We start from the raw sequence: 21,955 nt of genomic DNA, 5'->3' as shown, positions 1-21,955 counted from the left end.
TCGATCGTGTCTGATCATGTGGTGACCGGGTAACCGAGCGACGCGAGCCTCTCCACCGGAGTGCGAGGGGTCCCTCTATCACGAGGGCGAGGTGTGTCACCAGCCATGGCTCTACAAGGGGCGCACATTGCGACAAAGGGGCGTGCGCGTCCGGCCGTGCCGACTACATTCGGGGAGACGGCACACGCACGCTGGACCGGGACGGACCGGTGAGGGGGGCCTTATGGCGAAGAAGGACGCACCGCCCCGCTGGGACCGCAAGATGCAGCAGCGGCTGGCGCGCGGCGAGGCGGCCGCCCTCGGCGAGCTCTACGACCGGTTCGCCTCGCTCGTGCACGGCCTCGCCCACACCGTGCTGGGCGACGAGCGCGCCGCCGACCACGTCACCCGCGACGTCTTCGCGCATGTCTGGGAGCACCCGGACACCTACGACCCCAAGCAGGGCCCGCTGCGCTCCTGGGTCGCCACGCTGACCCACCGGCTCGCCGTGCAGCGGCTGCGCGCCACCGAGACCGCCGCGCTCGCCGAGGCCGGCCAGGGCTCCACGGAGGAGCTGGAGCGCAAGGTGCGGCACGCCTCGGTCGCCGCACGCGCCGACTACATCGTCCAGTCGATGCCCGTGCCGCTGCGCGCCGCCCTGGAGCTGGCCTACTTCCAGCGCCGCGACTACCGCCAGACCGCGGCCGACCTCGGCGTCACCGAGGACGAGGCCCGCCGCCGGCTGCGCCTGGGCCTCCAGCTGCTGTCCACCGCCCACGACGCCGGAACCGCCCCGGGCGCGCCACCGGGCTACGGGGGTGCGGCGTGAACGAGGCCGGACGCTTCGAGGCGTACGACAACGATGACAACGGCGACGACGACAAGCCGTACGACGACTCTCCCCACGGCGACGCACACCACAAGGACCAGGAGGACGACGGCCCCGCGGACGTACACCGCGCGGCCGACGGCATGAACAGCAGCGGCAACGGCGACGACCAGCACCCCTCGACGAAGCCGGACCCGGACGGGCCGCCCCGCATACCCCTGCCCCGCGCCTCCGTCGAGGACACCGGACGCCCGCTGCCCGACGCCGTGCCCCGGCCCGCCCCGCTCGTGCTGGACCACCGCGTGCTGAAGTCGCTGCTCGGCGCGTGGGCGCTGGCCGCCTGCTCACCCCAGGAGACCGCTGCCGTGGAGGAACACCTCGGCGGCTGCGGCTCCTGCGCGGACGAGGCACTGCGGCTGCGCGAGGCCGTCGGCCTGCTGCACCCCGCCGAGAGCCTCGACCTCGACCCGTCGCTGCGCGCCCGCGTCCTCCAGAGCTGCCTGGAGCGGCGCCCGCCGCGCATCCCGGTGCCCGAGTGGGCGACGCCGTACGACGCGGAGACGGCCCGGCTCGACGCCCTGCTCCAGGACTTCGGGGACGCCGAGTGGCACGCGCCCGTGCGGCTGCGGTGGTTCCGCGGGGACGAGCCCACGAGCCGTCGCACGACCGTCGCCGGGGTCATCGCGCACCTGCTGACGGTGGACGGTCTGGTGGCGGTCGCGCTCGGTCTCGCGGACCCGATGGGCGAGGTGGCCGCGGACCGGGCGACCCCGTCCGGGCGCACGGAGGCGTACTGGCGGGCGTCCCACTACCCGCCGACGCGCGCGGTACGCGCCCCTTGGCGGGAGCAGAGCCACGACCTGGTCCGCACGGCGGCCTTCACGGGCGGCGGCACCGGCAGACTGTCCGTGCCCTACGGCGACTTCGCACTGCCGCTGCACGACGCGATGCTGGACCGCGCCTTCGAGACGTGGGTGCACGCGGAGGACATCGCCGACGCGGTGGACTATCCGTACGAGCCGCCGTCCGGCAGCGATCTGCACCACATGGTGGACCTGGCGGCCCGCATGCTGCCGACGGTGCTGTCGGCCCGCCGGCAGGCCGGCCTCGCGTCCCCGCCGCCCGGTCCGCACCGCCACCTGGTGCCTGCCGGCGAGCCCGGCCGGAGTCTTCGGCTGGAGATCGAGGGTTCGGGCGGCGGCGAGTGGCTGATCCCGCTGGACTCCCCGGCGGCGGTGGGCTCCGCGGAGCACGAGGTGGCCCATGTGGCGCTGGACGGCGCGGAGTTCTGCCGGCTGGCGGCGGGTCATGTGCCGCCGGAGGAGGCCGCGGCGGGGCAGGTCGGCGACCGTACGGCGATCCGGGACGTCCTGTTCGCGGCGGCGAGCTTGAGCCGGATGTGAGGGGCGGGTGCCGCCGCGTCGGCGGCTGCGGGTGGGTGGGGGCCGGTCGCGCAGTGCCCCGCGCCCCTTTAAGTACGTGCACTGAACGCGCCCCTCAGGGGCGCGGGGAACTGCGCGAGCGACCACGAACGACCCGCAGCCGCCGACGCGACAGCCGAACCCGAACTGCTAGGCGAACACGACCGTCCGCCGCCCGTTCAGCAGAATCCGTCGCTCCGCATGCCACTTCACGGCCCGCGCCAGCGCCTGGCACTCCACGTCCCGCCCGACCGCGACCAGCTGGTCCGGCGTGACGTCGTGCCCGACCCGCTCGACCTCCTGCTCGATGATCGGCCCCTCGTCAAGGTCCGCGGTGACGTAATGGGCCGTGGCGCCGATGAGCTTGACGCCCCTGGTGTGCGCCTGGTGATACGGCTTCGCGCCCTTGAAGCTCGGCAGGAACGAGTGGTGGATGTTGATGATCCGCCCGCTCAGCTGCTTGCACAGGTCGTCCGAGAGGACCTGCATGTAGCGGGCCAGCACGACCAGCTCAACGCCCTCCTCGCGCACGATCTCCAGGACCTGCGCCTCGGCCTCGGGCTTGTTGTCCTTGGTCACCGGGATGTGGTGGAAGGGGATGTCGTACGACCCCACGAGCTCGACGAAGTCGGTGTGGTTGGACACCACGGCGGCGATCTCCACCGGCAGCGCCCCGATACTGGCGCGGAACAACAGGTCGTTCAGGCAGTGCCCGAACCTGCTGACCATCAGCAGGACCCGCATCTTCTCCTCGGCCCGGTGGATCTGCCACTCCATGTGGAAGGAGTCACCGATCGCCGCGAAGCTCGCGCGCAGCTTGTCCACCGTCACCGGAGCCTCCGCCGAGAAGTGGACGCGCATGAAGAACAGTCCCGTGTCGCGGTCGCCGAACTGCTGACTGTCCTCGATGTTGCAGCCGGTCATGAAGAGGTAGCTCGACACGGCGTGCACGATGCCCTGCTTGTCCGGGCAGGACAGCGTCAGGACGTACTGTTCGGCGGGGACCGCGGCTCGGGTGGACTGCTCGTTCATGCAGCACAGGGTCCCATATCCCACACCCCCGGCGGGCAGCCGTCCCGCTACCCGGACCGCCCGCCCGGCACCGGCCGGACCGTCACGCGGAACGCGTCATGATCCGCAGCACCTCAAGGGTGCGCGGCGGGGCCTCGGGGTCCTCGCCGTCGGCCATGGCCATCCGGACGTGCGCGTCCCGCGCCGCCCGCACCGCCTCCGGCCACTGCTGGTTCTCCATGTAGGCGGAGACCGGCGCGTCCGGACCGACCTGGTGCATGATCCGCAGCACCCGCAGCACGGCGGTGTCGACGAGCGCCGCCTCCTGCGAGTCCCGGAATATCGTGCCGACGTACTTCTCGGCGGACCAGTTGTCCAGCCAGGTGTCCTCGACCAGGCGGTAGACGGCGTCGGTCACGTCGCCGTACCCGTCGACGCCGGCGAGCCAGACGTCCCGCTGGAAGACCGGGTCGGAGAGCATGTGCAGCGCGGAGCGCACATTGCTGCGCCAGCGCCACCACGGCATGTCGTTGAGTGGCATGCCGCCCATGGTGGATGAGCGACGGCCGCGACGGGAAGAGCTATCCGAACCTTGCACGGTCACCGATCGTACGTTCCTGTTCATTCGCGCCTCATCCGCCCCCGCAATTCACCTTCTGGTCACCCATGGATAACCGAGGGTCACGCGCAGGTTTGTTGTGTGGCGGAATCGTGCGTGCACATGACCGGCAGGCCACGCATGCGCAGCACCTTCCTCCCAGTGATCACCGATCGGCCCGTCAGAGCGGCAGCCCGCACGGCGGCAGCGCTGGTGGCGTGTGCGTCACTCGCCGTCGGATGCGGTGTCATCCCCGGTGCCACGGGGGGTTCCGGGGATGACACGATCACCGTGATGACCTGGGCCCCGCAGGACACCAAGGCGACCAACAAGCCCGGTATGCCCGCCTTCGCGCAGGCGTACGCCCGCTGGGTCAACGCCCACGGCGGCCTCGCCGGCCGCGAGCTGAAGGTCATCACCTGCAACGACCACAACGACAGCGTGGCCGCGGCCAGGTGCGCCGACCGCGCCGTCGAGGAGAACGTCGTCGCGGTCGTCGGCTCCTACAGCCAGTACGGCGACACCTTCCTGCCCTCCCTGGAGGGCGCCGGCATCCCGTACATAGGCGGCTACGGCGTCACCAACGCCGAGTTCACCAGCCCGCTCTCCTACCCCGTCAACGGCGGCCAGCCCACCCTCCTGGCGGGCCTCGGCAGGGAGCTGGCCCGCAGCTGCGGCCCCGTCGTTCTCGTCCGGCCCGACAGCATCGCGGGCGACGAGCTGCCGCCACTGCTCAACTCGGGCCTCGGCTCGGGCGGTCACCCGGCCCCCATCGACCAGTTGGCCGACGAGGACGCGACCGCGTACGGGGGCCAGTCGGTGCGGGCGCTGGGCAACTCCGCCACCGACTCGTCCGAGAAGGGCTGCGTGGTGCCCGCACTCGGCGACCGCACCAGCACCTTCATGGACTCCTTCCGGCGCGCCCGCAAGGACTACCCCGAGGTCCGCACCGCCGCCGTCCTCGGCAGCGTCGACCAGACCGTGATCAACTCGACCGGCGGGGCGTCGACGTACGACGGCTCGTACATCACCGGCTGGTACCCGGTCGCCAGCGACCCGCGCTGGGACCCGATGAAGAAGGTCATCAGCGAACAGGCCTTCGGCGACAACCGCATCGACCCCGCGGACGCCGGCGTGCAGACGACGTGGATCGCGTACACGGTGTTCAAGAAGGTCGTCGAGTCGATCGGCGACGGCGCGGTGACCGCCGACTCCGTGCGAGGCGCGCTGAACGACGGCCTGAAGGTGCCCACGGGCGGCCTGACGCCGACCCTCCAGTGGAAGTTCCAGGACGTCCTGGCCTCCGTCGGCTTCCCCCGGCTGGTCAACCGCGCGGTGACCCTCCAGGTCGTCCGGGACGGCAGGCTGGTGGCGGCCCGCAAGGGCTTCATCGACGTGACGAAGACGCTCCAGAACGCCGACCTGAACTGACCCGCCCGGCCCGGCCGCCCCGCTTCTCGCGGGCGGCCGGTGTCCGCGGCCCCGTACTACAGCTGGGTCGGCTGCCGCTCGGTCAGCCCGTACTTCTCGGCGATCGAGTTCCACAGCCCGGCGGCCGTCTTCTTCTGCTGGCTGGCGGTGCCGCTCGCGCGGTTGCCGGCCTGGGTCTGGCCGGTGGCGCGGGCCTGGCCCTTCCTGCACAGCTTCTTGTCGCGGGCGACCTGGTCGGCCCACGCCGCGTAGTGGTTGTCCGCGGACGCCGACGCCTGCCACGCCTTGTTCAGCGCGGTGGTCAGCGCGGCGTGGTTCGGGAGCTGGTCGACGGAGAGCTTGGACAGGTCGGTCACCAGCCGGTTGCGCTGGCGGGCGGCGTCCCGCAGGTCCTGGGCGGCCTTGCCGAGGTTGTCGCAGGACTTCACGGCGTCCACCGCGTTGATCACGGACGTACGGCTGTCGCCGCTGTCGGCGAGCAGCTTGTCCAGGGCGACCGCCTGCTGCTCGGCCGGGTCGGCGGACGGCGAGGCGGACTCCTCGTCGGCCGGGGCCGTCGCGGAGACGGGCTGGTTCTCCTCGCTCTTGTCGTCGTCCCCGCCCCCGCCGGCGAGCAGCGCACCCGCGCCGATGCCGAGGGCCGCGATCCCGACGCCCACGGCGGCGATGAGCCGCAGCCGCGGTCGGGTACGGCCACCGCGGCCACCGCCGTCGTCGCCTGCGCCGTGCCCGCCGGCCGGGAAGAGCGCCGGCTCGTGCGGGTTCGCCTGCGACTGGGGCTGCTGGAAGCGCGGCAGCTGCTGGGTGGCCCCGGCGGGGGCCTGGCCGGCCGACTCGCTGCGGAAGAGGTTGTCGAAGTCGGACAGCGGCTGCCGCTCCCCGCCGCCCGGCCGGCCGGTCACCGGCGGGATGTACTGCGTGGCGTCCGCGTCGCCCCCGGAGACGGGCGGCATCGGCCCGGCGCCGCCGGCCTGCCCGGCCCGCCCGAGCACCTGGGTGCTCTCACTGGACACCTCGGGCGGCAGCGCCCCCGGTCCCACCGGCGGGATGAACTGGGTCGCCCCTTCGTCCGCGGCGGGCGCGGCGACGGGCGGGAGGAAGCTGGTGGCCTGGTCGTCGGCGCTCATCGGCGCACCGGCGACCGGGGGTATGTACTGAGTGGCGCCCTCGTCGGCGGGCGGCAGCGGGGCTCCGAAGCCACCGGCGGGCGCGGCGGGCGGCAGCGCGGCGCCCTGCCCGTGCCGCCCCTCGGGCGGCAGCGGCGCGGACGACGCCCCGCCCTGTCCGTAACCGGCCGGCGTGCTCTGGCCGTACGACGGCGCCCCGGTCGCCGGCCCCTGCGCACCGCCGCCGTACGGCCCGCCGTCCTGCGGCATCGGCTGGGCCGGCATGGCCCCGCCGGCCTCCGGCGCCGCGCCCCACGGGGCCGGCGACGGCGACTGGTACGCCTGGTCGTGCTGCGGCAACTGGTATGCCTGGTGGTCCTGCTGGGGCGTCCGGTACGCCTGGTGGTCCTGCTGGGGCAGCTGATACGCCTGCTCCGGCTGCTGGGGCAACCGGCCCGGCTGCTGCCCCTGCTCCTGCCGGCCCCAATCCGGCCCCGGCTGCGCGCCCCAGGCCTGGCCCTGCGCGGGCGGGTTCTGCTCCGGTCCCCAAGGGGTGCCCCAGGCCTGCGCGCCCGGCGGCGCCGAGGGCTGAGGTGCGGTCGGCGGCGTCGCCGGCACCGAAGTCGGCCGGCCGCCCTGGCCGCCCGTCATACCCGGCAGCAGCGGCTCACCACCGTCGGAGGGCAGCACGATGCCTTCGCGCGCGGGCCGCGCCGAGGGCTCCTCGCTCCGTCCACTCTGCGTCACCGGGGCTCCTACTAATGGGGGACCTTGTGAATCGTCGGCTCACGCTACCGGCTCCGCCGATCCAGGTGCCACGCAGCCCGGGACGTGACCGGGATCCCTGTGACCGCGCTGACACTCGGGTCCCCCAACCGCTGTCTGCCTCCCCTTGATCGGCCGGTATCTTCGTTTCCCCGCCGTTCACCTGTGGGTGCCCGGTGATTTCACGCAGCCGCCTGAAGATCCAGCCGCGCCCCAAACTCCCTGACCACCGGCTCGTCCCGGAACGGCTCCAGTCGCTGCTGGAAGTCCTCCAGATACTCGGCGCCCCGGTTGGAGCGCAGGGTCTCCAGGAGCTCGACGGCCTTCAGGCCGGTGTGGCAGGCCTGTTCGACCTCGCGCTGCTGCACCTGAGCTGTGGCGAGCAACACATATCCGATGGCCCGGCGCCGCGCCTTCGTCTCCGGGAGCCCGGCGAGCGACTCCTCCGCGCGCCGCGCCGCCGCCTCGGCCTGGCCTAGATCGCGATGGCAGTGCGCCAACTCGTCGGCGAGATAGGCCTCGTCGAAGTGCTTGATCCACGCCGGGTCGTCCCCGGACTCCGCGTCCGCCGACTCCAGCGCGCCCACCGCGCGCCCGGACGCCAGCTGGGCGGCCCGTGCGTCGCCCAGCAACGCGTGCCCGCGTGCCTCGGCCGCGTGGAACATGGCCTCCGCACGAGGGGTCACGCGCCCCCGTGCGCCCTCCTGTGCCGCCCGCGCCAGCTGCGCGATCTCCCGCGGGTTGCCGAGCTGGGCGGCGAGGTGGCTCATGGAGGCGGCCAGCACATAGCCGCCGTATCCGCGGTCGCCCGCCGCCTGTGCCAGGCGCAGCGCCTGGATGTAGTAGCGCTGGGCGAGCCCCGGCTGACCGGTGTCGACGGCCATGTACCCGGCGAGCTCGGTCAACCGCGCGACGGCCGCGAAGAGTTCCCGTCCGATCGCCTCCCGGTAGGAGCCGGCCAGCAGCCCGGAGACGACGCTGTTGAGGTAGTGCACGACGACCGGGCGCACATGCCCGCTGCCGTACTGGTGGTCGAGGTCGACCAGCGCCTGTGTCATCGCGCGCACGGCCTGCACGTCGGACTGCCCCACACGTGGGCCCGCCGAGCGCGACACCTGCGAGTCCGGGGAGGAGATCAGCCAGTCGCGGCTGGGCTCGACCAGCGCGGACGCGGCGACGGACGAGCCGGACAGGAAGTCCCTGCGGCCCACGTCGCTGCGCCAGAGCTCACAGACCTGCTCGATGGCTCCCAGTACCGTCGGCGAGAACTGGAGGCCGACGCCGGACGCGAGATTCTTGCCGTTGGCCATACCGATCTCGTCGATCGTGACCGTACGGCCGAGTTTGCGGCCGAGCGCCTCGGCGATGATCGCCGGCGCCCGTCCCCGCGGCTGCTGTCCGCGCAGCCAACGGGCCACGGACGTCTTGTCGTAGCGCAGATCGAGACCGTGCTCGGCGCCGCACATGTTGACCCGGCGGGCCAGCCCGGCGTTCGAGCAGCCCGCTTCCTGGATGAGCGCCTGCAGCCGTTCGTTCGGCTGTCGCGCGACGAGAGGCCTTGCGGCCATGGCGTACCCCCTGTGGCTGCGGTGCCTGCCCACGCACCGAGTTGACGTGTCTTCCACGGCCGGATCCGGCCCGGGGGCACTGGCTGTGCACCGCAAGGATCCGGCCGTGAAGATCAATGCCCCGTCGGCATACCGAAAATGCGAGGCTTGCGAGGATTGCCGGGGTAAAGGCGGAAGCCGACCCCACAGTGGGCTACCCACCCCCGGCCGTGGATCCTCCCGCGCGCCCCCACACATGCACCCATGCGCCCCAGATGAGAAATCAATGCTCCTCCCCCGCGCGCGCGACGCCCGTAACCGGAGGTGGGTGCGGGAGTTGTGTTGGGCGTGGAAGAGACGATCCCGGCCACCGAAGCCGCCCAGATTCCCAAGCAGCGCGGCGAAACGCTGCTGGAGACCGCCGTTCGCTATGCCGAGGAGCGTCACTGGGACGTGTTCCCCGGGACCTGGCTGGAAGCGGTCGACGGCGTGCAGTACTGCTCCTGCGGTGACGCCGCCTGCCCCGCGCCCGGTGCGCACCCCGCGCGCCCGGACTGGGCGACACAGGCCACCGGGAGCGCGACGGTGGCGCGGCGGATGTGGCAGAAGCAGCCCACCGCGTCGATCCTGCTGCCGACGGGGCGCACCTTCGACGCGATCTCCGTCCCGGAGACGGCCGGGTTCCTTGCGCTGGCCCGGATGGAGCGGATGGAGCTGTCGCTGGGGCCGGTGACGCTGGCGCCGGACCGCCGGATGCACTTCTTCGTGCTGCCGGGAGCGGCGGTGAAGGTCCCCGACCTCGTGCGCAAGCTGGGGTGGTCGGTCGGGTCGCTGGATCTGGTGGCGCTCGGCGAGGGGGCGTACGTCGCCGGGCCGCCCACGCGTTTCGGGTCGCGGGGTGCCGTGCAGTGGGCCTGCCGGCCGACGCCGGCGAACCGGTGGCTGCCGGATGCGGAGGAGTTGATCTCGCCGCTCGCCTATGCGTGCGGTCGGGACCGGTAGCGCCGGTCGATCTGCCACGCGTTCACCGTCGGCGACTGCGGGTTCGCCTTGGCTTGTCGCGCAGTTCCCCGCGCCCCTTAGGGTTGGCGTTCATGACGTCGGCCGTAAGTGTGAGTGGGCTCTGGAAGCGGTTCGGACAGCAGGTCGCTGTCGCAGGGATCGATCTCGACCTGCCTGCGGGGAAGTTCATCGGGCTGGTCGGCCCCAACGGGGCCGGGAAGACCACCACCCTCTCCATGGTGACCGGGCTGCTGCGGCCCGATCAGGGGTCCGTCGAGGTGGTCGGGCACGACGTCTGGCGGGACCCCGTCGAGGTGAAGGCGCGGATCGGGGTGCTGCCCGAGGGGCTGCGGCTGTTCGAGCGGCTCTCCGGGCGGGAACTCCTCGCGTACACCGGGCGGTTGCGCGGGCTGCCCGGCGCCGAGGTCGACAAGCGGGCCACCCAGCTGCTCGACGTACTCGATCTGGCGGGCGCCCAGCACAAGCTGGTCGTCGACTACTCGACCGGCATGCGCAAGAAGACCGGGCTCGCGGCGGCGCTCCTGCACAATCCCGAAGTGCTGTTCCTGGACGAGCCGTTCGAGGGCGTCGATCCCGTCTCCGCGCAGACCATCCGCGGCGTCCTGGAGCGCTACACCGCCTCCGGCGCGACCGTCGTCTTCTCCTCCCACGTCATGGAGTTGGTCGAGTCGCTGTGCGACTGGGTCGCCGTCATGGCCGCCGGCCGTATCCGGGCGCACGGCCCGCTCACCGAAGTGCGCGGCGAGGCGGCCTCGTTGCAGCAGGCGTTCCTCGAACTCGTCGGCGCGAACGGCCGCGACGCCGCCGCCTCCGACCTCGACTGGCTGGGCGGCGGGGCCCGATGAGCACCGACGTGACCGGCGTCTTCGTACGGCTGAAACTGTCGCTCCTCGTCAACGGACTACGGCAGTCCGGTGGCCGGCGGGCCGCTTACGTCGCGTCGGCCGTGGTGGCCCTCCTGTTCGCCGCGCTGCAGCTCCTGGGCCTGATCATGCTGCGCGGCCACGCGCATGCCGACACCGTGGTCGTCATCCTGGTCGCGGTCCTCGCGCTCGGCTGGGCCGTGATGCCGCTGTTCTTCCCCGGCGGGGACGAGACCCTCGACCCGACGCGGCTGGTGATGCTGCCGCTGCGCCCCCGCCCGCTGGTCCGGGCGCTGCTTGCGTCTTCCCTGGTCGGCATCGGCCCGCTGTTCACCCTGTGCCTGCTGACCGGTTCGGTGATCGCCCTCGCGCACGGCGGGCCCGCCCAAGTCGTCGCCGTCGTCGCCGTCGCCCTGGCCCTGCTGGTGTGCGTGGCGCTCGCGCGGGCCGTCGCCGTCGCCAACATCCGGCTGCTGACCAGCCGCAAGGGCCGTGATCTGGCGGTGCTGAGCGGGCTGGTGATCGCCATCGGCGCGCAGGTCGTGAACTTCGGCGCGCAGCGGCTCGGCTCCTCGGGCCTCGAACCGCTCGACCCGGCGGCGGACGTGCTGCGCTGGGTGCCGCCGGCGTCCGCGATCGGGGCCGTGCAGTCGGTGAGCGAGGGGTCGTACGGCATCGGGGTGCTCCAACTCGCGCTGAGCGCGGGCGCCTTGCTGGGCCTGATCGCCGTGTGGTCACGTCATCTGACCCGGCTGATGACGTCCCCCGACGGCTCCACGCTCCAGGCGGCCGGCGGGTCCGCCGTACGGGAGCGGACGCCGACGGGCCTGTCCCGTCTGCTGCCGGCCGGGCGCACCGGCACCGTCATGGAGCGCAGTCTGCGCTACGTGTGGCGCGACCCGAAGACCAAGGCCGCCTGGGTGACCTCGCTCGCCATCGGTCTGATCGTGCCGCTGTTCAACGCGTTGCAGGGCACCGGCTCGATCTACTTCGCCTGTTTCGCCGCCGGGATGCTCGGCATCCAGATGTACAACCAGTTCGGGCAGGACACCTCGGCGTTCTGGATGGTCGCGATGACGATCTCCTCGCCCCGGGACGCCTACGTCGAGCTGCGCGGCCGGGCCCTGGCCCTGCTGCTGATCACCCTGCCCTACGCCACGCTGATCACCGTCCTGACGACGGCGCTCATCGGCGACTGGCCCAAGCTGCCGGAGGTGCTGGGCCTGTCCCTGGCCCTGCTCGGCGCGATGCTGGCGACCGGCGCGTGGACGTCGGCCCGATTCCCCTACTCCATCCCGCAGGAGGGCTACAAGAACGTCGCCCCCGGGCAGTCCGGGCTGGCGTGGATCTCCATCTTCGGCGGCATGATCGCGGCCGCCCTGCTGTGCGCCCCCGTCCTCGCCGTGACGATCTGGCTGAACGTCAGTGCGGGCGGGGACGACTGGACCTGGCTGCTGCTGCCGGGCGGGGCGGTCTACGGGGCGGCGATCACGCTGCTGGGACTGCGGCTGGCGGCACCGCGCACGGCGGCCCGCCTACCGGAGATCCTGACGGCGGTGAGCAAGGGCTGACGGGGTCCGCTGACGCAGGGAGCCTGCAACGCCGCTGTTTCGGGGGCGCGGGGAACTGCGCGACAAGCCACGAACAACCCGCAGCCGCCAAGGCTCAGCACGCACCGAGCTCACAGGCGCCCGGCGTCATTCAGGCCGCACCGAGCCCAGAGGCGCCCGGCGTCACCCCGTCCGCACCGCATCCAGGAACGGCTCGATGGCCCCCCGCCACCCCTCGGGCTGGTCGTAGTGCACGAGATGCCCGGCTTCGGACACCTCCGCGTACTCCCCCCGCGGCAGCACCCGCACCATCTCCTGTGCCTCGGCCCGCCCGAGCTCACCGTCCAGCCCCCGCACGACGAGCGTGGGGCACTGCACCTGCGTGAGCTCCTCCCAGTGCGCGTCGTACACCCAGGTCTCCCGGGACCGCAGCATCTGGTCCGGCACGAAGACCGGCCGCCAGCCGTCCTCGCACTCGTGCATGACCTCGGCGTAGAACTCCCCTCGGGCGGGATTGGGGCGCTCGACCCACGGGTCGTCCTCCCCGAACCACTTGCGTACGTCGGCGAGCGTGGCGAAGGGGACGGGCCAGGCCTTGAACCAGTCCGACCACTCCCGCTGCGAGGCCGCGCCGAGCGCGGAGGCCCGCATGTCGCAGATGATCACGCCGCGTACCAGATCGGGCCGCTTGGCGGCGAGCTGCCAGGCCGTCAGCGCGCCCATGGCGTGGCCGATGAGGACGGCCGGGGCGAGGCCGAGCTGTTCGAGGGCGGCCTCGGCGTCGTCGACGTACGCCTCGCGGGTGAACGCGGCCTGCGCGGGCTTGTCGCTGCGGCCGTGGCCGCGCTGGTCCAGGGCGACGGCGCGGTGCCGCTCGGAGAGCCAGCGGGCGGTGGAGGCCCAGTGCGAGGCGCGGCCCATCAGGCCGTGCAATAACAGGACACCGAGCCGGCCGTCGTGCTCTTTGGCGGGGTCGGTCTTGGGAGGGTCGCCGAACTCCCAGGCCGCGAGACGTACGCCGCCGGTCCCGGTCACGTCGATGCGCCGCGCCATCGGTCTGGCCCCCCTAGCTCCGCTCGGACCGCGCGAGTCGGACGGTCCTGTCATCCGCGTCCTGCTTGCCGTGCCTGCCGTATCTGCCGTCGCCTCCGCGAGCACCTTGGGCCACCTGCGTCACCTGCGCCGCACGTGTCGTGGGTGCCCCCGCACGCGATGTGCATGTCCTGTGTGTCTGACGTGATCTTATGCGCACATCCCTGAAGCGCACGTTCCGCCTGACCTGTCACCCGCAGACTATCGAACTCCTATTCGAAAAAACGGGTCGCGCGGACAACACCCCTCATTCGAGTGACCCCCTCCAGGGATTGATCGCCACCGTCGAGGGGAGATCTTCACCGGGAGGCGGACCGCTCGGGGAAACCGGTCCGAAGGGGATGACCCTGAGAGCTCGGGGCTCCGGGTCAGCACAGGGGAGGACAGGCCCCGGCGCCACACGGCGCCGGGGCCCTCTCCACATCTACGGCACATCCTCGCGCCCCCTCCCCGGCCGGACGCATCACTGTCCGTCACGACCAAGAGCCCTCAGGTCATATGCCTCACGCCACAGCCTCGCACGCGAATCCGCCGGGCGCTGTGATTCCGCGCACTGAATCTTGGAATGGAAAGGATCGGCGGATCATCACAACTCCCGCTCCCCTACCGGGAATTACCCGGGCGAGAACTCGAGATGGACTACTGCCGCCGGTCAGCGCTTCGCGACGAACACATGAGAGGCGACGTCCGCCTCCAGCTCGGCCGCCTCACCACCGCTGCCCACCAGCACACCGCCCGCGGACTCGGTCACGCTCACCACCGAACCGGGCTGCACGCCCGCCCGGCGCAGCGTGTACATCAGCTGCGCGTCGGTCTGGATCGGCTCACCGATCCGGCGCACGACGACCGTCTTGCCCTCGACACCCGGGTCGAGGTCGGCCAGCGAGACCATGCCCTCGTCCAGGAACGGGTCGGCGCCGTCCTTCTCGCCGAGCTCCTCCAGACCGGGGATCGGGTTGCCGTACGGCGACTCGGTGGGGTGGCGCAGCAGCTCCAGCACACGGCGCTCCACCGCCTCGCTCATCACGTGCTCCCAGCGGCACGCCTCGGCGTGCACCTGCTCCCACTCCAGCCCGATCACATCGACGAGCAGACACTCGGCGAGGCGGTGCTTGCGCATGACGCGGGTGGCCAGCCGGCGCCCCTCGTCCGTCAGCTCCAGGTGCCGGTCGGACGCCACGGACACCAGCCCGTCACGCTCCATCCGCGCCACCGTCTGGCTCACGGTCGGTCCGCTCTGGTCCAGCCGCTCGGCGATCCGGGCGCGCATGGGGACCACACCTTCCTCCTCCAGCTCGAGGATGGTGCGGAGATACATCTCCGTGGTGTCGATCAGTCCGGACATACGTGCCCCTCGATTAGCTCTGCGATTAGCTCAGCCGGAAGCGAGACAGCTCCACGGCGCGTGCGCTGGCCCTGACGTCAATTCTGCCGGATACCGCTGACAACCGTGCCGAGCCGTGGGAACCAGAGGGCTGTACGGCCGCGCCCCGGCCCCCTCGGCCGCCTCTCGGCACCGGGAGTGACCCGCCGACGGCACTGCACCCGCACCACCGAACCCGCACAGGCGCCACAGGCACACGCACCGTATTGACACCGCACTGGTCCAGACCGCACGGTGATCCGCGACACATTCGCATCCGCGCCCCGGGAGGGCCCCGCATGAGCGACAGCACGCCGGCCGACCAGTTCTTCGACGCCGCGATCGGTCTGCTCCAGCGGGTCCGAGACGAGGAGGCCGAGAACATCGAGGCGGCCGGCACCCTGCTCGCCGACACGGCCGCCGCCGACGGCCGGCTCTTCGCCTTCGGCGCCGGGCACTCCTCCCTCGCCGCCCAGGACGTCGTCTACCGCGCGGGCGGCCTCGCCCTGATGAACCTGCTGGCCGTGCCCGGCGTCGTCGGCGTCGACGTCATGCCCGCCACCCTCGGCTCCGCCCTCGAACGCGTCGACGGCCTCGCGAGCGTGGTCCTGGAAAGCTCCCCGCTGCGCACCGGCGACGCCCTGGTGATCATCTCCCTCTCCGGCCGCAACGCCCTCCCCGTGGAGATGGCCATGGCCGCCCGCGCCCTCGGCGTCAAGGTCATCGGCGTGACCTCGGTGGCGTACGCCTCGGAGACGACGTCCCGCCATGTCTCGGGGACCTACCTCAAGGACCACTGCGACATCGTCCTCGACTCGAAGATCGCGATCGGTGACGCCGAACTCACCCTCGACACCATCCCGGCGCCCTTCGCCCCCGCCTCCACCGTCGTCACCTCGGCCCTCCTCCAGGCCGTCATGGCCACCGCGGCCGCCACCCTGGCCGACCGGGGCATCGAGCCCCCGCTCCTGCGCTCGGGCAACGTCGACGGCGGCCACGACTGGAACAGGCGGGTGTTCGAGAAGTACGGGGACCGGATCTTCTACCGGCAGTAAGGCGGGACGGGGGGCGTGCAGAGAGGCGACGGCGCGCTCCCTACTGCCCTTCCACAGCTCCCGCCAGATCCAGCGCGGCAGCGATCCGTACCGCCACGTCCTCCGCGTACACCGCGTCGCCGCGGCCGAACGCGGTCCGGCCCGAGCCGCGCAGGAACGTCACGACGCCCAGCGTCCGGCCCCGGCTCCGCAGCACCGCGCACAGCACATGCACCGCGTCCGCCGGCCACTGCCGCGCCACGGCCCACTCGCGCGCCCGCTGCGCCGGCAACTCCCCCGCGTCCGCCCGCACCGACCCGGCCCGCGCCACGCACTGCAACGCCGGGTGCCCCTCCGCGTACCGCACGGGCAACCCGGCCTCCCCGCCGAGCCGGCTCGGACCCGGCGCCCCGGACGGCGTCACGGCGACCCGGACCAGCCGTACGGGATCCGGGCTCTCCCCGCCCGCCGCCTGATCCGGCACCACACCACCCGCGACCCGGTCGATCAGCGCGTGATCGGCGAACCCGGCCAGCGCGAAGTCCAGATGCACCGTCGCCGCCTCCGCGGGGTCCTCGCACTCGGCGGCGGCCCGCGCGGCACGGTGCAGCTGATTGGTGCGGAAGCGCAGCATCGCGGCCTCCTGCTCCGCCTGCTTGGCCTCCGTCACGTCCTGGAAGAGCCAGCCCACCCCGAGCGGCACGGGCTCCTCCGCCAGCGGCGAGGCCAGCCGCACGAAACCGCACCGCCAGCAGCGACGCCGCTCACCGTCCGGCGTCCGCACACTCACCCAGACCTCGGCCGGCGCGGGCGGCGCGCCCTCCGCCAGCACATGTGTGAGCGCGCTCTCCAGTTCCTCGACCCCCTGCGCCAGCAGCTCACCCAGCGGCCGCCCCAGCACGGACGTACGCCCGATGCCCAGCGCACGAGCCGCGTGAGCGTTCACAACCGCCGGGCGCAGATCCGCGTCGACCAGCACCACGCCCCACGACGCGTCCTCGAACAACGCCTCGCTCAGCGCGATCGACCGCTCCAGATCGATCTGCGCGTGCACCTCGCTGAACGCGCAGTACACGCCCGCTGGCTTCCCGTCGGGCCCGCGCACGGCCGCCGACTGCGTACGCACGAGCACCCGCCCGCCGTCCTTGGTCAGCAGCGCGAACTCGTGCACCTGCCGCCCCGGAGCCTCCATGGCGGACATCAGCCGCCCCTCGACCTCCTCGGCGTCGGCCTCGCGCACCGCCCACCCGGCGAACCCCTGCCGGCCCACCGCCTCGGCCGCGGTCCACCCGAGGATCCGCTCCGCCTCACGGTTCCAGTGCGTGACGACACCGTCGCCGTCGAAGGCGCACAGGGCAGCGTCCATCCCGTCCAGCAGCGCGGCCAACAGATCGGAGCCGCCTGCAGAACCCTCCGAACCACCCGCCGAACCGTCCGGACCGTCCCGCTCGGGTTCGTCCGGCCCCAGCTCGTCGGTGGTCCCACTACGCCGGGAAGCACTCACCTGGACCCCCTGCCAAGCCGCGTCCGTACGTACACCACGTCGGTTCGCCCACTCGCAATCATCTAACTGGAACGTGACACAGCACACACCGAGTTCCCCAAGATTGAAGGAATCGTTGTACGAGCCGGTGTACCCCTAGGCCAACCGCAGGTCCACCCACAGATCGGGCCCGCCCTCCACCACGTACCGATCGGTCTCGACGAACCCCCGCGCCTTCGCGAACCGCAGCCCGTCCTCGTTGGCGGCCGACACACACGTCTCGATCACCCTGGCGCCCAGCACGCGCGCGTACGCGAGCCCGTGCCGGAACAGCCTCGTGCCGTACCCGTGCCCCCGGTACTCGGGCAGCACGCGCGCGATGACCGTCGCCACCGCGTCCTCGCCCACCGGCGGCCGCACGGTCGAGCAGCCGACGAGCACATCTCCCACGTACGCGTTCCGCAGCCGGTACCGCCTGCTGCGCTTGCGCACCTCACCCAGATCCATGGCCGCGGGAGGAACGATCACGTTGTGGACGTGGCGCCACTCCTGAAGCATCGCCTCGCCGTCCACCGGAACAATCCGAAGATCAGACACATGTGCCCTTTCCCCTGCGCGCGCACACCTCAATCTCGATCTTCATACGAGGATCCGCGGGCCGGCACACCAGCGAGTCACCACCGTCGACATCTCGGAAAACCGGTTGATCGGCGACCGGGCTGTTCTTAGTGTGTGGCTCACGCACGAAAGGAGGTGATCCGGTACATGTATGAATCCCGGACGAGCGAGGTGGCTGCGGGCTAGCGGCTCGCCACCACACGCAGTGCGGTGCCGGACCAGCACGTGACAGACGCGTGCAGCCGGCCCATTCCAAAGCAGTCACCCGACCCGCGGGCCGCCGGTAGTCCGACCGGCTCCTCCGATGGAGGACCAGGCTCGCGGGTCGCCTGCTGTCCTGGGGCCTTGTCGGCCTTGTCCCGCCGCACCCTCACGGACTCAGCCGCTCCACCCGCCACCCCCCGTCCTGCTCCACCACGTAGCGCAGGCGGTCGTGGAGGCGGTTCTCTCTGCCCTGCCAGAACTCGACCGTTTGGGGGGCCACCCGGAAGCCGCCCCAGTTCGGGGGGACCGGGACCTGTTCGCCCTCGGGGTAGCGGGCGGCGAGGTCGGCGTACGACGTGTCGAGTTCCGTGCGGGAGGGGATCACCGAGGACTGGGTGCTGGCCCAGGCGCCGAGCTGGGAGCCGTGCGGGCGGGTGCGGAAGTAGGCGGCGGTCTCGTCGCGTCCGGTGCGCCGGGCCACGCCCGTGACGATGACCTGGCGGGCCATCGGGTGCCAGGGGAAGAGCAGGCAGACGTACGGGTTCTCGGCGAGGTCGCGGCCCTTGCGGGAGCCGTAGTTGGTGAAGAAGACGAAGCCGTGGTCGTCGAACTGCTTCAGCAGCACCGTGCGGGAGCTGGGCCGGCCCTCGGCGTCCGCGGTGGAGACGATCATCGCGTTCGGCTCGAAGAGGTGCCCCTCCGAGGCGGCCTGCTTGAACCAGCGGGCGAACTGGGCCACCGGGGTGGCGGCCAGGTCGGCCTCGGCGAGGCCCTCGGCCCGGTAGTGCTTGCGCATCGCGGCGGGGTCGGGCGCGGGCTCGGCGGGATCGGAGGCGACGGCTTCTCGGTCGGTCACGCGGTCATCTTGCCGTATCCGAACGGGCGTCGTCCGGCGCGGTGTCCTTCGTCACTGCATGGCACTCAGTGCCGCAGGGGTGCCCAAAAGGTGGCACTCAGGGTTATCGTTCTGATGCTGTTCCGGTTGGATGACCGCCGGCCGCACGGGGCATCACAGGGGTACGCCCCGGACCGCGAGTCCACAGGGGTTCGGAGTCCCGCAAGTCCGGACTTCGAGCCCGTGACCGCGGATCCATCCGGCGTGCGCCCGTCTCCGCCGACTGACACGTGGTCGTTCCACCCACTCGTTCCGCCCTCGTTCCACCCACCAGCTCTCGTTCCACCCACTCGCTCCACCCACAACCCCATCCGTCGCACACATCACGAGGAGCCGCCTGATGTCCGATTTCGTACCCGGGCTCGAAGGAGTCGTCGCGTTCGAGACGGAGATCGCCGAACCGGACAAGGAGGGCGGCGCCCTGCGGTACCGGGGCGTCGACATCGAGGACCTGGTCGGCCATGTCTCGTTCGGCAATGTCTGGGGGCTGCTCGTCGACGGGGCCTTCCGTCCCGGGCTGCCGCCGGCCGAGCCGTTCCCGATCCCCGTGCACTCCGGTGACATCCGCGTCGACGTCCAGTCGGCGCTCGCCATGCTCGCCCCCGTGTGGGGCCTGAAGCCCCTGCTGGACATCGACGAGGAGCAGGCCCGCGCGGACCTGGCCCGCGCCGCCGTCATGGCCCTGTCCTACGTCGCCCAGTCCGCGCGCGGGCAGGGCCTGCCGATGGTCCCGCAGCGCGAGATCGACAAGGCCCAGTCCGTCGTCGAGCGGTTCATGATCCGCTGGCGCGGCGAGCCCGACCCCAAGCACGTGGCCGCCGTCGACGCCTACTGGACGTCCGCCGCCGAGCACGGCATGAACGCCTCCACCTTCACGGCCCGCGTCATCGCCTCCACGGGCGCCGACGTGGCCGCCGCGCTCTCCGGGGCCGTGGGTGCCATGTCCGGCCCGCTGCACGGCGGCGCGCCCTCCCGCGTCCTGCACATGATCGAGGAGATCGAGCGCACGGGCGACGCCGAGGCGTATGTGAAGCAGACCCTCGACAACGGCGAGCGGCTGATGGGCTTCGGCCACCGCGTGTACCGCGCCGAGGACCCGCGGGCCCGCGTGCTGCGGCGTACCGCACGGGAGCTGGGCGCGCCCCGCTTCGAGGTCGCCGAGGCGCTGGAGAAGGCGGCTCTTGCGGAGCTCCACGCCCGCCGCCCGGACCGTGTCCTGGCGACGAACGTCGAGTTCTGGGCGGCGATCGTCCTGGACTTCGCTCAGGTCCCGGCGCACATGTTCACGTCGATGTTCACATGTGCCCGTACGGCGGGCTGGTCGGCGCACATCCTGGAGCAGAAGCGCACCGGCCGCCTGGTGCGTCCTTCGGCGCGCTATGTGGGTCCGGGCTCACGCAACCCGCGCGAGATCGAGGGCTACGCGGACATCGCGCACTGAGCCCCACGCACCACCCTCCCCTCCGGCGGGCCGGTCATCACGCGGGCCGCAGTGCCTCGCGTGGTGCCGCTCGGCGGCGGGCGCGCTCCCTGCCCGCCTCGGCCGGTCGACGACGGCACACGGAACGTGACTGATCCACTCCGCCAGTATGCTGGGGCGGCTCTCGGCATCCCACCATCACCCGTCCCTGCGTGGTGAGTTACGGCCTGCGGCGTCGAGATCTCCTACGGCATGAGGGATGGGGAACAGGTGCTGATAGCGGGCCGCTACCGGCTGGGCGAGTCGATCGGGCGCGGCGGGATGGGGGAGGTCTGGCGGGCCTACGACGAGACGCTGGGCCGGCATGTCGCCGTCAAGCTGCTGCTGCCGCAGGACTCCGACCCCACCGCCACGTCCCGGTTCCGGCTGGAGGCGCAGACCGCCGCGCGGATCGACCATCCGAACGTGGTGGGTGTGCGGGACTTCGGCGAGTACGACAACCGGCTCTTCCTGGTGATGGAGCTCGTCGAGGGCGACAACCTGGCGCGGCTGCTGACGCAGTCGGGGGCGCAGCCCGCGGAGCGGGTGGCGCGGATGGCCGCGCAGGCCGCGGCGGGGCTGGCCGCCGCGCACCGGCAGGGCATCGTCCACCGTGACATCAAGCCGGGCAATCTGCTGCTGGACGCCGACGGCACTCTCAAGATCGGTGACTTCGGTATCGCCCGTTTCGTCGACGACCCGGGTGCCGCGCTCACCGCGACCGGGCAGATCGTCGGCACGAGTCTCTACCTCGCCCCGGAGCGGGCGCTGGGCAAGCCGGCCGGTCCGGCCTCCGACGTGTACGCGCTGGGCTGTGTGCTCTACCAGCTGCTGACCGGGCGCCCGCCGTTCCAGGCCGACTCCGCCGTCGCGATCCTCCACCAGCATCTCGACGCGGCTCCCGTGCCGCCGCGCGAGCTGGGTGTCGCCGGTCTGCCGCCCGCGTTCGAGAACTATCTTCTCGGTCTGCTCGCCAAGGAGCCCGAGCACCGTCCGGCCGCCCAGCGGGCCGCCGACTGGTTCGCCGAGGGTGCCTGGCTGGGCCGCTCCGAGCCGCTGCCGGAGGTGACGGCCCCGTCCCGCCCGTCGCCGGCCCCGGCGGCCGGTGCCCCCGGCCCGAACCGGAGGGGTGGGGCCGGCCACGCGACGACCTACGCGCTGCCCTCGAACCAGGGCACGCCGTCGCCCCGCGGCGGGCCGGGCCGCTCCCACAACCGGTCGCGCTCGGCGCCCACCGCCCGGTCGCACTCGGCGCCCACCGCCCGGTCCCACTCGGGGTCCCCGGCCCGGTCGCACGGCGTGTCTGCCTCCCGCGCCGGGTCCAGGGCCCGCTCCCGTCCTCGGGCGGCCTCCGGCAAGGGAGTCAGGAACCTGCTGATCACGGTCGCCGCGGCAGCGCTGTTCGTGGCCGCGATGCTGCTCGGGATGCTGTGGTTCTCCCCCGACAAGAGCGCCGCGGAGAGCACGAAGTCCGACACCTCGCCCGACCCGAGCGCCTCGGCGTCCGTGTCGCCGCTGGAGTCGAGCCCGTCGCCGATCACCTCCGCGACGGCCGACGGCAAGGCGCACGGCGTCCAGGAGCGGCGGGAGCAGGAGCGGCAGCGCGACGCGCGGCACGACGGTGACGACGACGAGGGCGACAAGGGCGAGGACGACTGACGGGACCGGCCCGGCGACAGGCGAC

The 21,955-nt window shown here is 72.3% G+C and carries 18 protein-coding genes; 9 read left to right on the top strand and 9 right to left on the bottom strand.

Translation table 11 applies throughout. The features are described 5' to 3' along the window. Positions 1 to 223: 223 nt before the first annotated feature. Both AC3ETA_RS12695 and AC3ETA_RS12690 read left to right on the top strand, forming a co-directional pair. Positions 224 to 808, top strand: coding sequence for a sigma-70 family RNA polymerase sigma factor (locus tag AC3ETA_RS12695; protein WP_432192954.1), 585 nt, complete (start codon positions 224 to 226; stop codon positions 806 to 808). Further along, a complete protein-coding gene (locus AC3ETA_RS12690; RefSeq protein ID WP_432192953.1) occupies positions 805 to 2,211 on the top strand; it encodes a zf-HC2 domain-containing protein in 1,407 nt (468 codons plus the stop codon). Before AC3ETA_RS12695 ends, AC3ETA_RS12690 begins: the two co-directional genes overlap by 4 nt. A 168-nt stretch (positions 2,212 to 2,379) precedes the next feature. Here AC3ETA_RS12690 and purU read toward each other — a convergent pair whose 3' ends face one another. Continuing rightward, a complete protein-coding gene (purU, locus tag AC3ETA_RS12685; RefSeq protein WP_432192952.1) occupies positions 2,380 to 3,261 on the bottom strand; it encodes a formyltetrahydrofolate deformylase in 882 nt (293 codons plus the stop codon). Positions 3,262 to 3,343: 82 nt separating this feature from the next. Then, complete coding sequence (locus AC3ETA_RS12680) at positions 3,344 to 3,844, bottom strand: SCO4402 family protein (RefSeq protein WP_380866073.1); 501 nt, start codon at positions 3,842 to 3,844, stop codon at positions 3,344 to 3,346. Positions 3,845 to 3,961: 117 nt separating this feature from the next. Between AC3ETA_RS12680 and AC3ETA_RS12675 the strand changes: the two genes are divergently transcribed. Then, complete coding sequence (locus AC3ETA_RS12675; RefSeq protein ID WP_432192951.1) at positions 3,962 to 5,269, top strand: ABC transporter substrate-binding protein; 1,308 nt, start codon at positions 3,962 to 3,964, stop codon at positions 5,267 to 5,269. Positions 5,270 to 5,325: 56 nt separating this feature from the next. Here AC3ETA_RS12675 and AC3ETA_RS12670 read toward each other — a convergent pair whose 3' ends face one another. Together AC3ETA_RS12670 and AC3ETA_RS12665 are read right to left on the bottom strand one after the other, a co-directional pair. Continuing rightward, positions 5,326 to 7,122: a hypothetical protein gene (locus AC3ETA_RS12670; protein ID WP_432192950.1), complete on the bottom strand. Its 1,797-nt coding sequence runs from the start codon at positions 7,120 to 7,122 to the stop codon at positions 5,326 to 5,328. 200 nt (positions 7,123 to 7,322) lie between these two features. Continuing rightward, the gene (locus tag AC3ETA_RS12665) at positions 7,323 to 8,708 is read right to left on the bottom strand and encodes an NsdA family TPR-like regulatory protein (RefSeq protein WP_126902287.1); all 1,386 of its coding nucleotides are present in this window, start codon (positions 8,706 to 8,708) and stop codon (positions 7,323 to 7,325) included. A gap of 318 nt (positions 8,709 to 9,026) precedes the next feature. Here AC3ETA_RS12665 and AC3ETA_RS12660 point away from each other — a divergent pair, with 318 nt between their 5' ends. The 3 genes from AC3ETA_RS12660 to AC3ETA_RS12650 all read left to right on the top strand — a co-directional run bounded on the left by AC3ETA_RS12660 (position 9,027) and on the right by AC3ETA_RS12650 (position 12,144). Continuing rightward, positions 9,027 to 9,689 (top strand): bifunctional DNA primase/polymerase, encoded by a 663-nt coding sequence (locus tag AC3ETA_RS12660; RefSeq protein ID WP_432192949.1) that lies wholly within the window; start codon positions 9,027 to 9,029, stop codon positions 9,687 to 9,689. 92 nt (positions 9,690 to 9,781) lie between these two features. Continuing rightward, complete coding sequence (locus AC3ETA_RS12655; RefSeq protein WP_432192948.1) at positions 9,782 to 10,555, top strand: ABC transporter ATP-binding protein; 774 nt, start codon at positions 9,782 to 9,784, stop codon at positions 10,553 to 10,555. Then, on the top strand, positions 10,552 to 12,144 hold the full coding sequence (locus AC3ETA_RS12650) for a transporter (protein ID WP_432192947.1): 1,593 nt from the start codon (positions 10,552 to 10,554) through the stop codon (positions 12,142 to 12,144). Before AC3ETA_RS12655 ends, AC3ETA_RS12650 begins: the two co-directional genes overlap by 4 nt. 162 nt (positions 12,145 to 12,306) lie before the next feature. Here the strand turns inward: AC3ETA_RS12650 and AC3ETA_RS12645 are convergent, their stop codons facing one another. After that, entirely contained in the window at positions 12,307 to 13,176 is an 870-nt protein-coding gene (locus tag AC3ETA_RS12645; protein ID WP_432192946.1) for an alpha/beta fold hydrolase, read from the bottom strand. Positions 13,177 to 13,867: 691 nt separating this feature from the next. After that, on the bottom strand, positions 13,868 to 14,560 hold the full coding sequence (locus AC3ETA_RS12640; protein ID WP_004000347.1) for an iron-dependent transcriptional repressor DtxR: 693 nt from the start codon (positions 14,558 to 14,560) through the stop codon (positions 13,868 to 13,870). 317 nt (positions 14,561 to 14,877) lie between these two features. On the opposite strand from AC3ETA_RS12640, the gene AC3ETA_RS12635 reads away from it, so the two are divergent. Continuing rightward, positions 14,878 to 15,633: an SIS domain-containing protein gene (locus AC3ETA_RS12635; protein ID WP_432192945.1), complete on the top strand. Its 756-nt coding sequence runs from the start codon at positions 14,878 to 14,880 to the stop codon at positions 15,631 to 15,633. A 40-nt stretch (positions 15,634 to 15,673) separates the two neighbouring features. On the opposite strand, the gene AC3ETA_RS12630 is transcribed toward AC3ETA_RS12635, so the two are convergent. The 3 genes from AC3ETA_RS12630 to pdxH form a co-directional block, all read right to left on the bottom strand. Then, entirely contained in the window at positions 15,674 to 17,116 is a 1,443-nt protein-coding gene (locus AC3ETA_RS12630) for a PAS domain-containing protein (protein WP_432192944.1), read from the bottom strand. Between the two features lie 135 nt (positions 17,117 to 17,251). Beyond that, entirely contained in the window at positions 17,252 to 17,692 is a 441-nt protein-coding gene (locus AC3ETA_RS12625; protein WP_432192943.1) for a GNAT family N-acetyltransferase, read from the bottom strand. 391 nt (positions 17,693 to 18,083) lie between these two features. Next, the gene (gene pdxH / locus AC3ETA_RS12620; protein ID WP_432192942.1) at positions 18,084 to 18,773 is read right to left on the bottom strand and encodes a pyridoxamine 5'-phosphate oxidase; all 690 of its coding nucleotides are present in this window, start codon (positions 18,771 to 18,773) and stop codon (positions 18,084 to 18,086) included. 379 nt (positions 18,774 to 19,152) lie between these two features. On the opposite strand from pdxH, the gene AC3ETA_RS12615 reads away from it, so the two are divergent. Continuing rightward, on the top strand, positions 19,153 to 20,253 hold the full coding sequence (locus tag AC3ETA_RS12615; protein WP_126902712.1) for a citrate synthase 2: 1,101 nt from the start codon (positions 19,153 to 19,155) through the stop codon (positions 20,251 to 20,253). 249 nt (positions 20,254 to 20,502) lie between these two features. Next, positions 20,503 to 21,930, top strand: a complete 1,428-nt coding sequence (locus AC3ETA_RS12610; protein WP_488187636.1) for a serine/threonine-protein kinase — start codon at positions 20,503 to 20,505, stop codon at positions 21,928 to 21,930. Positions 21,931 to 21,955: the final 25 nt, after the last annotated feature.

Source organism: Streptomyces sp. bgisy027 (assembly GCF_057710365.1).
Note: the sequence above shows the minus strand (reverse complement) of the source record. Positions and strands in the feature narration are given on the sequence as shown.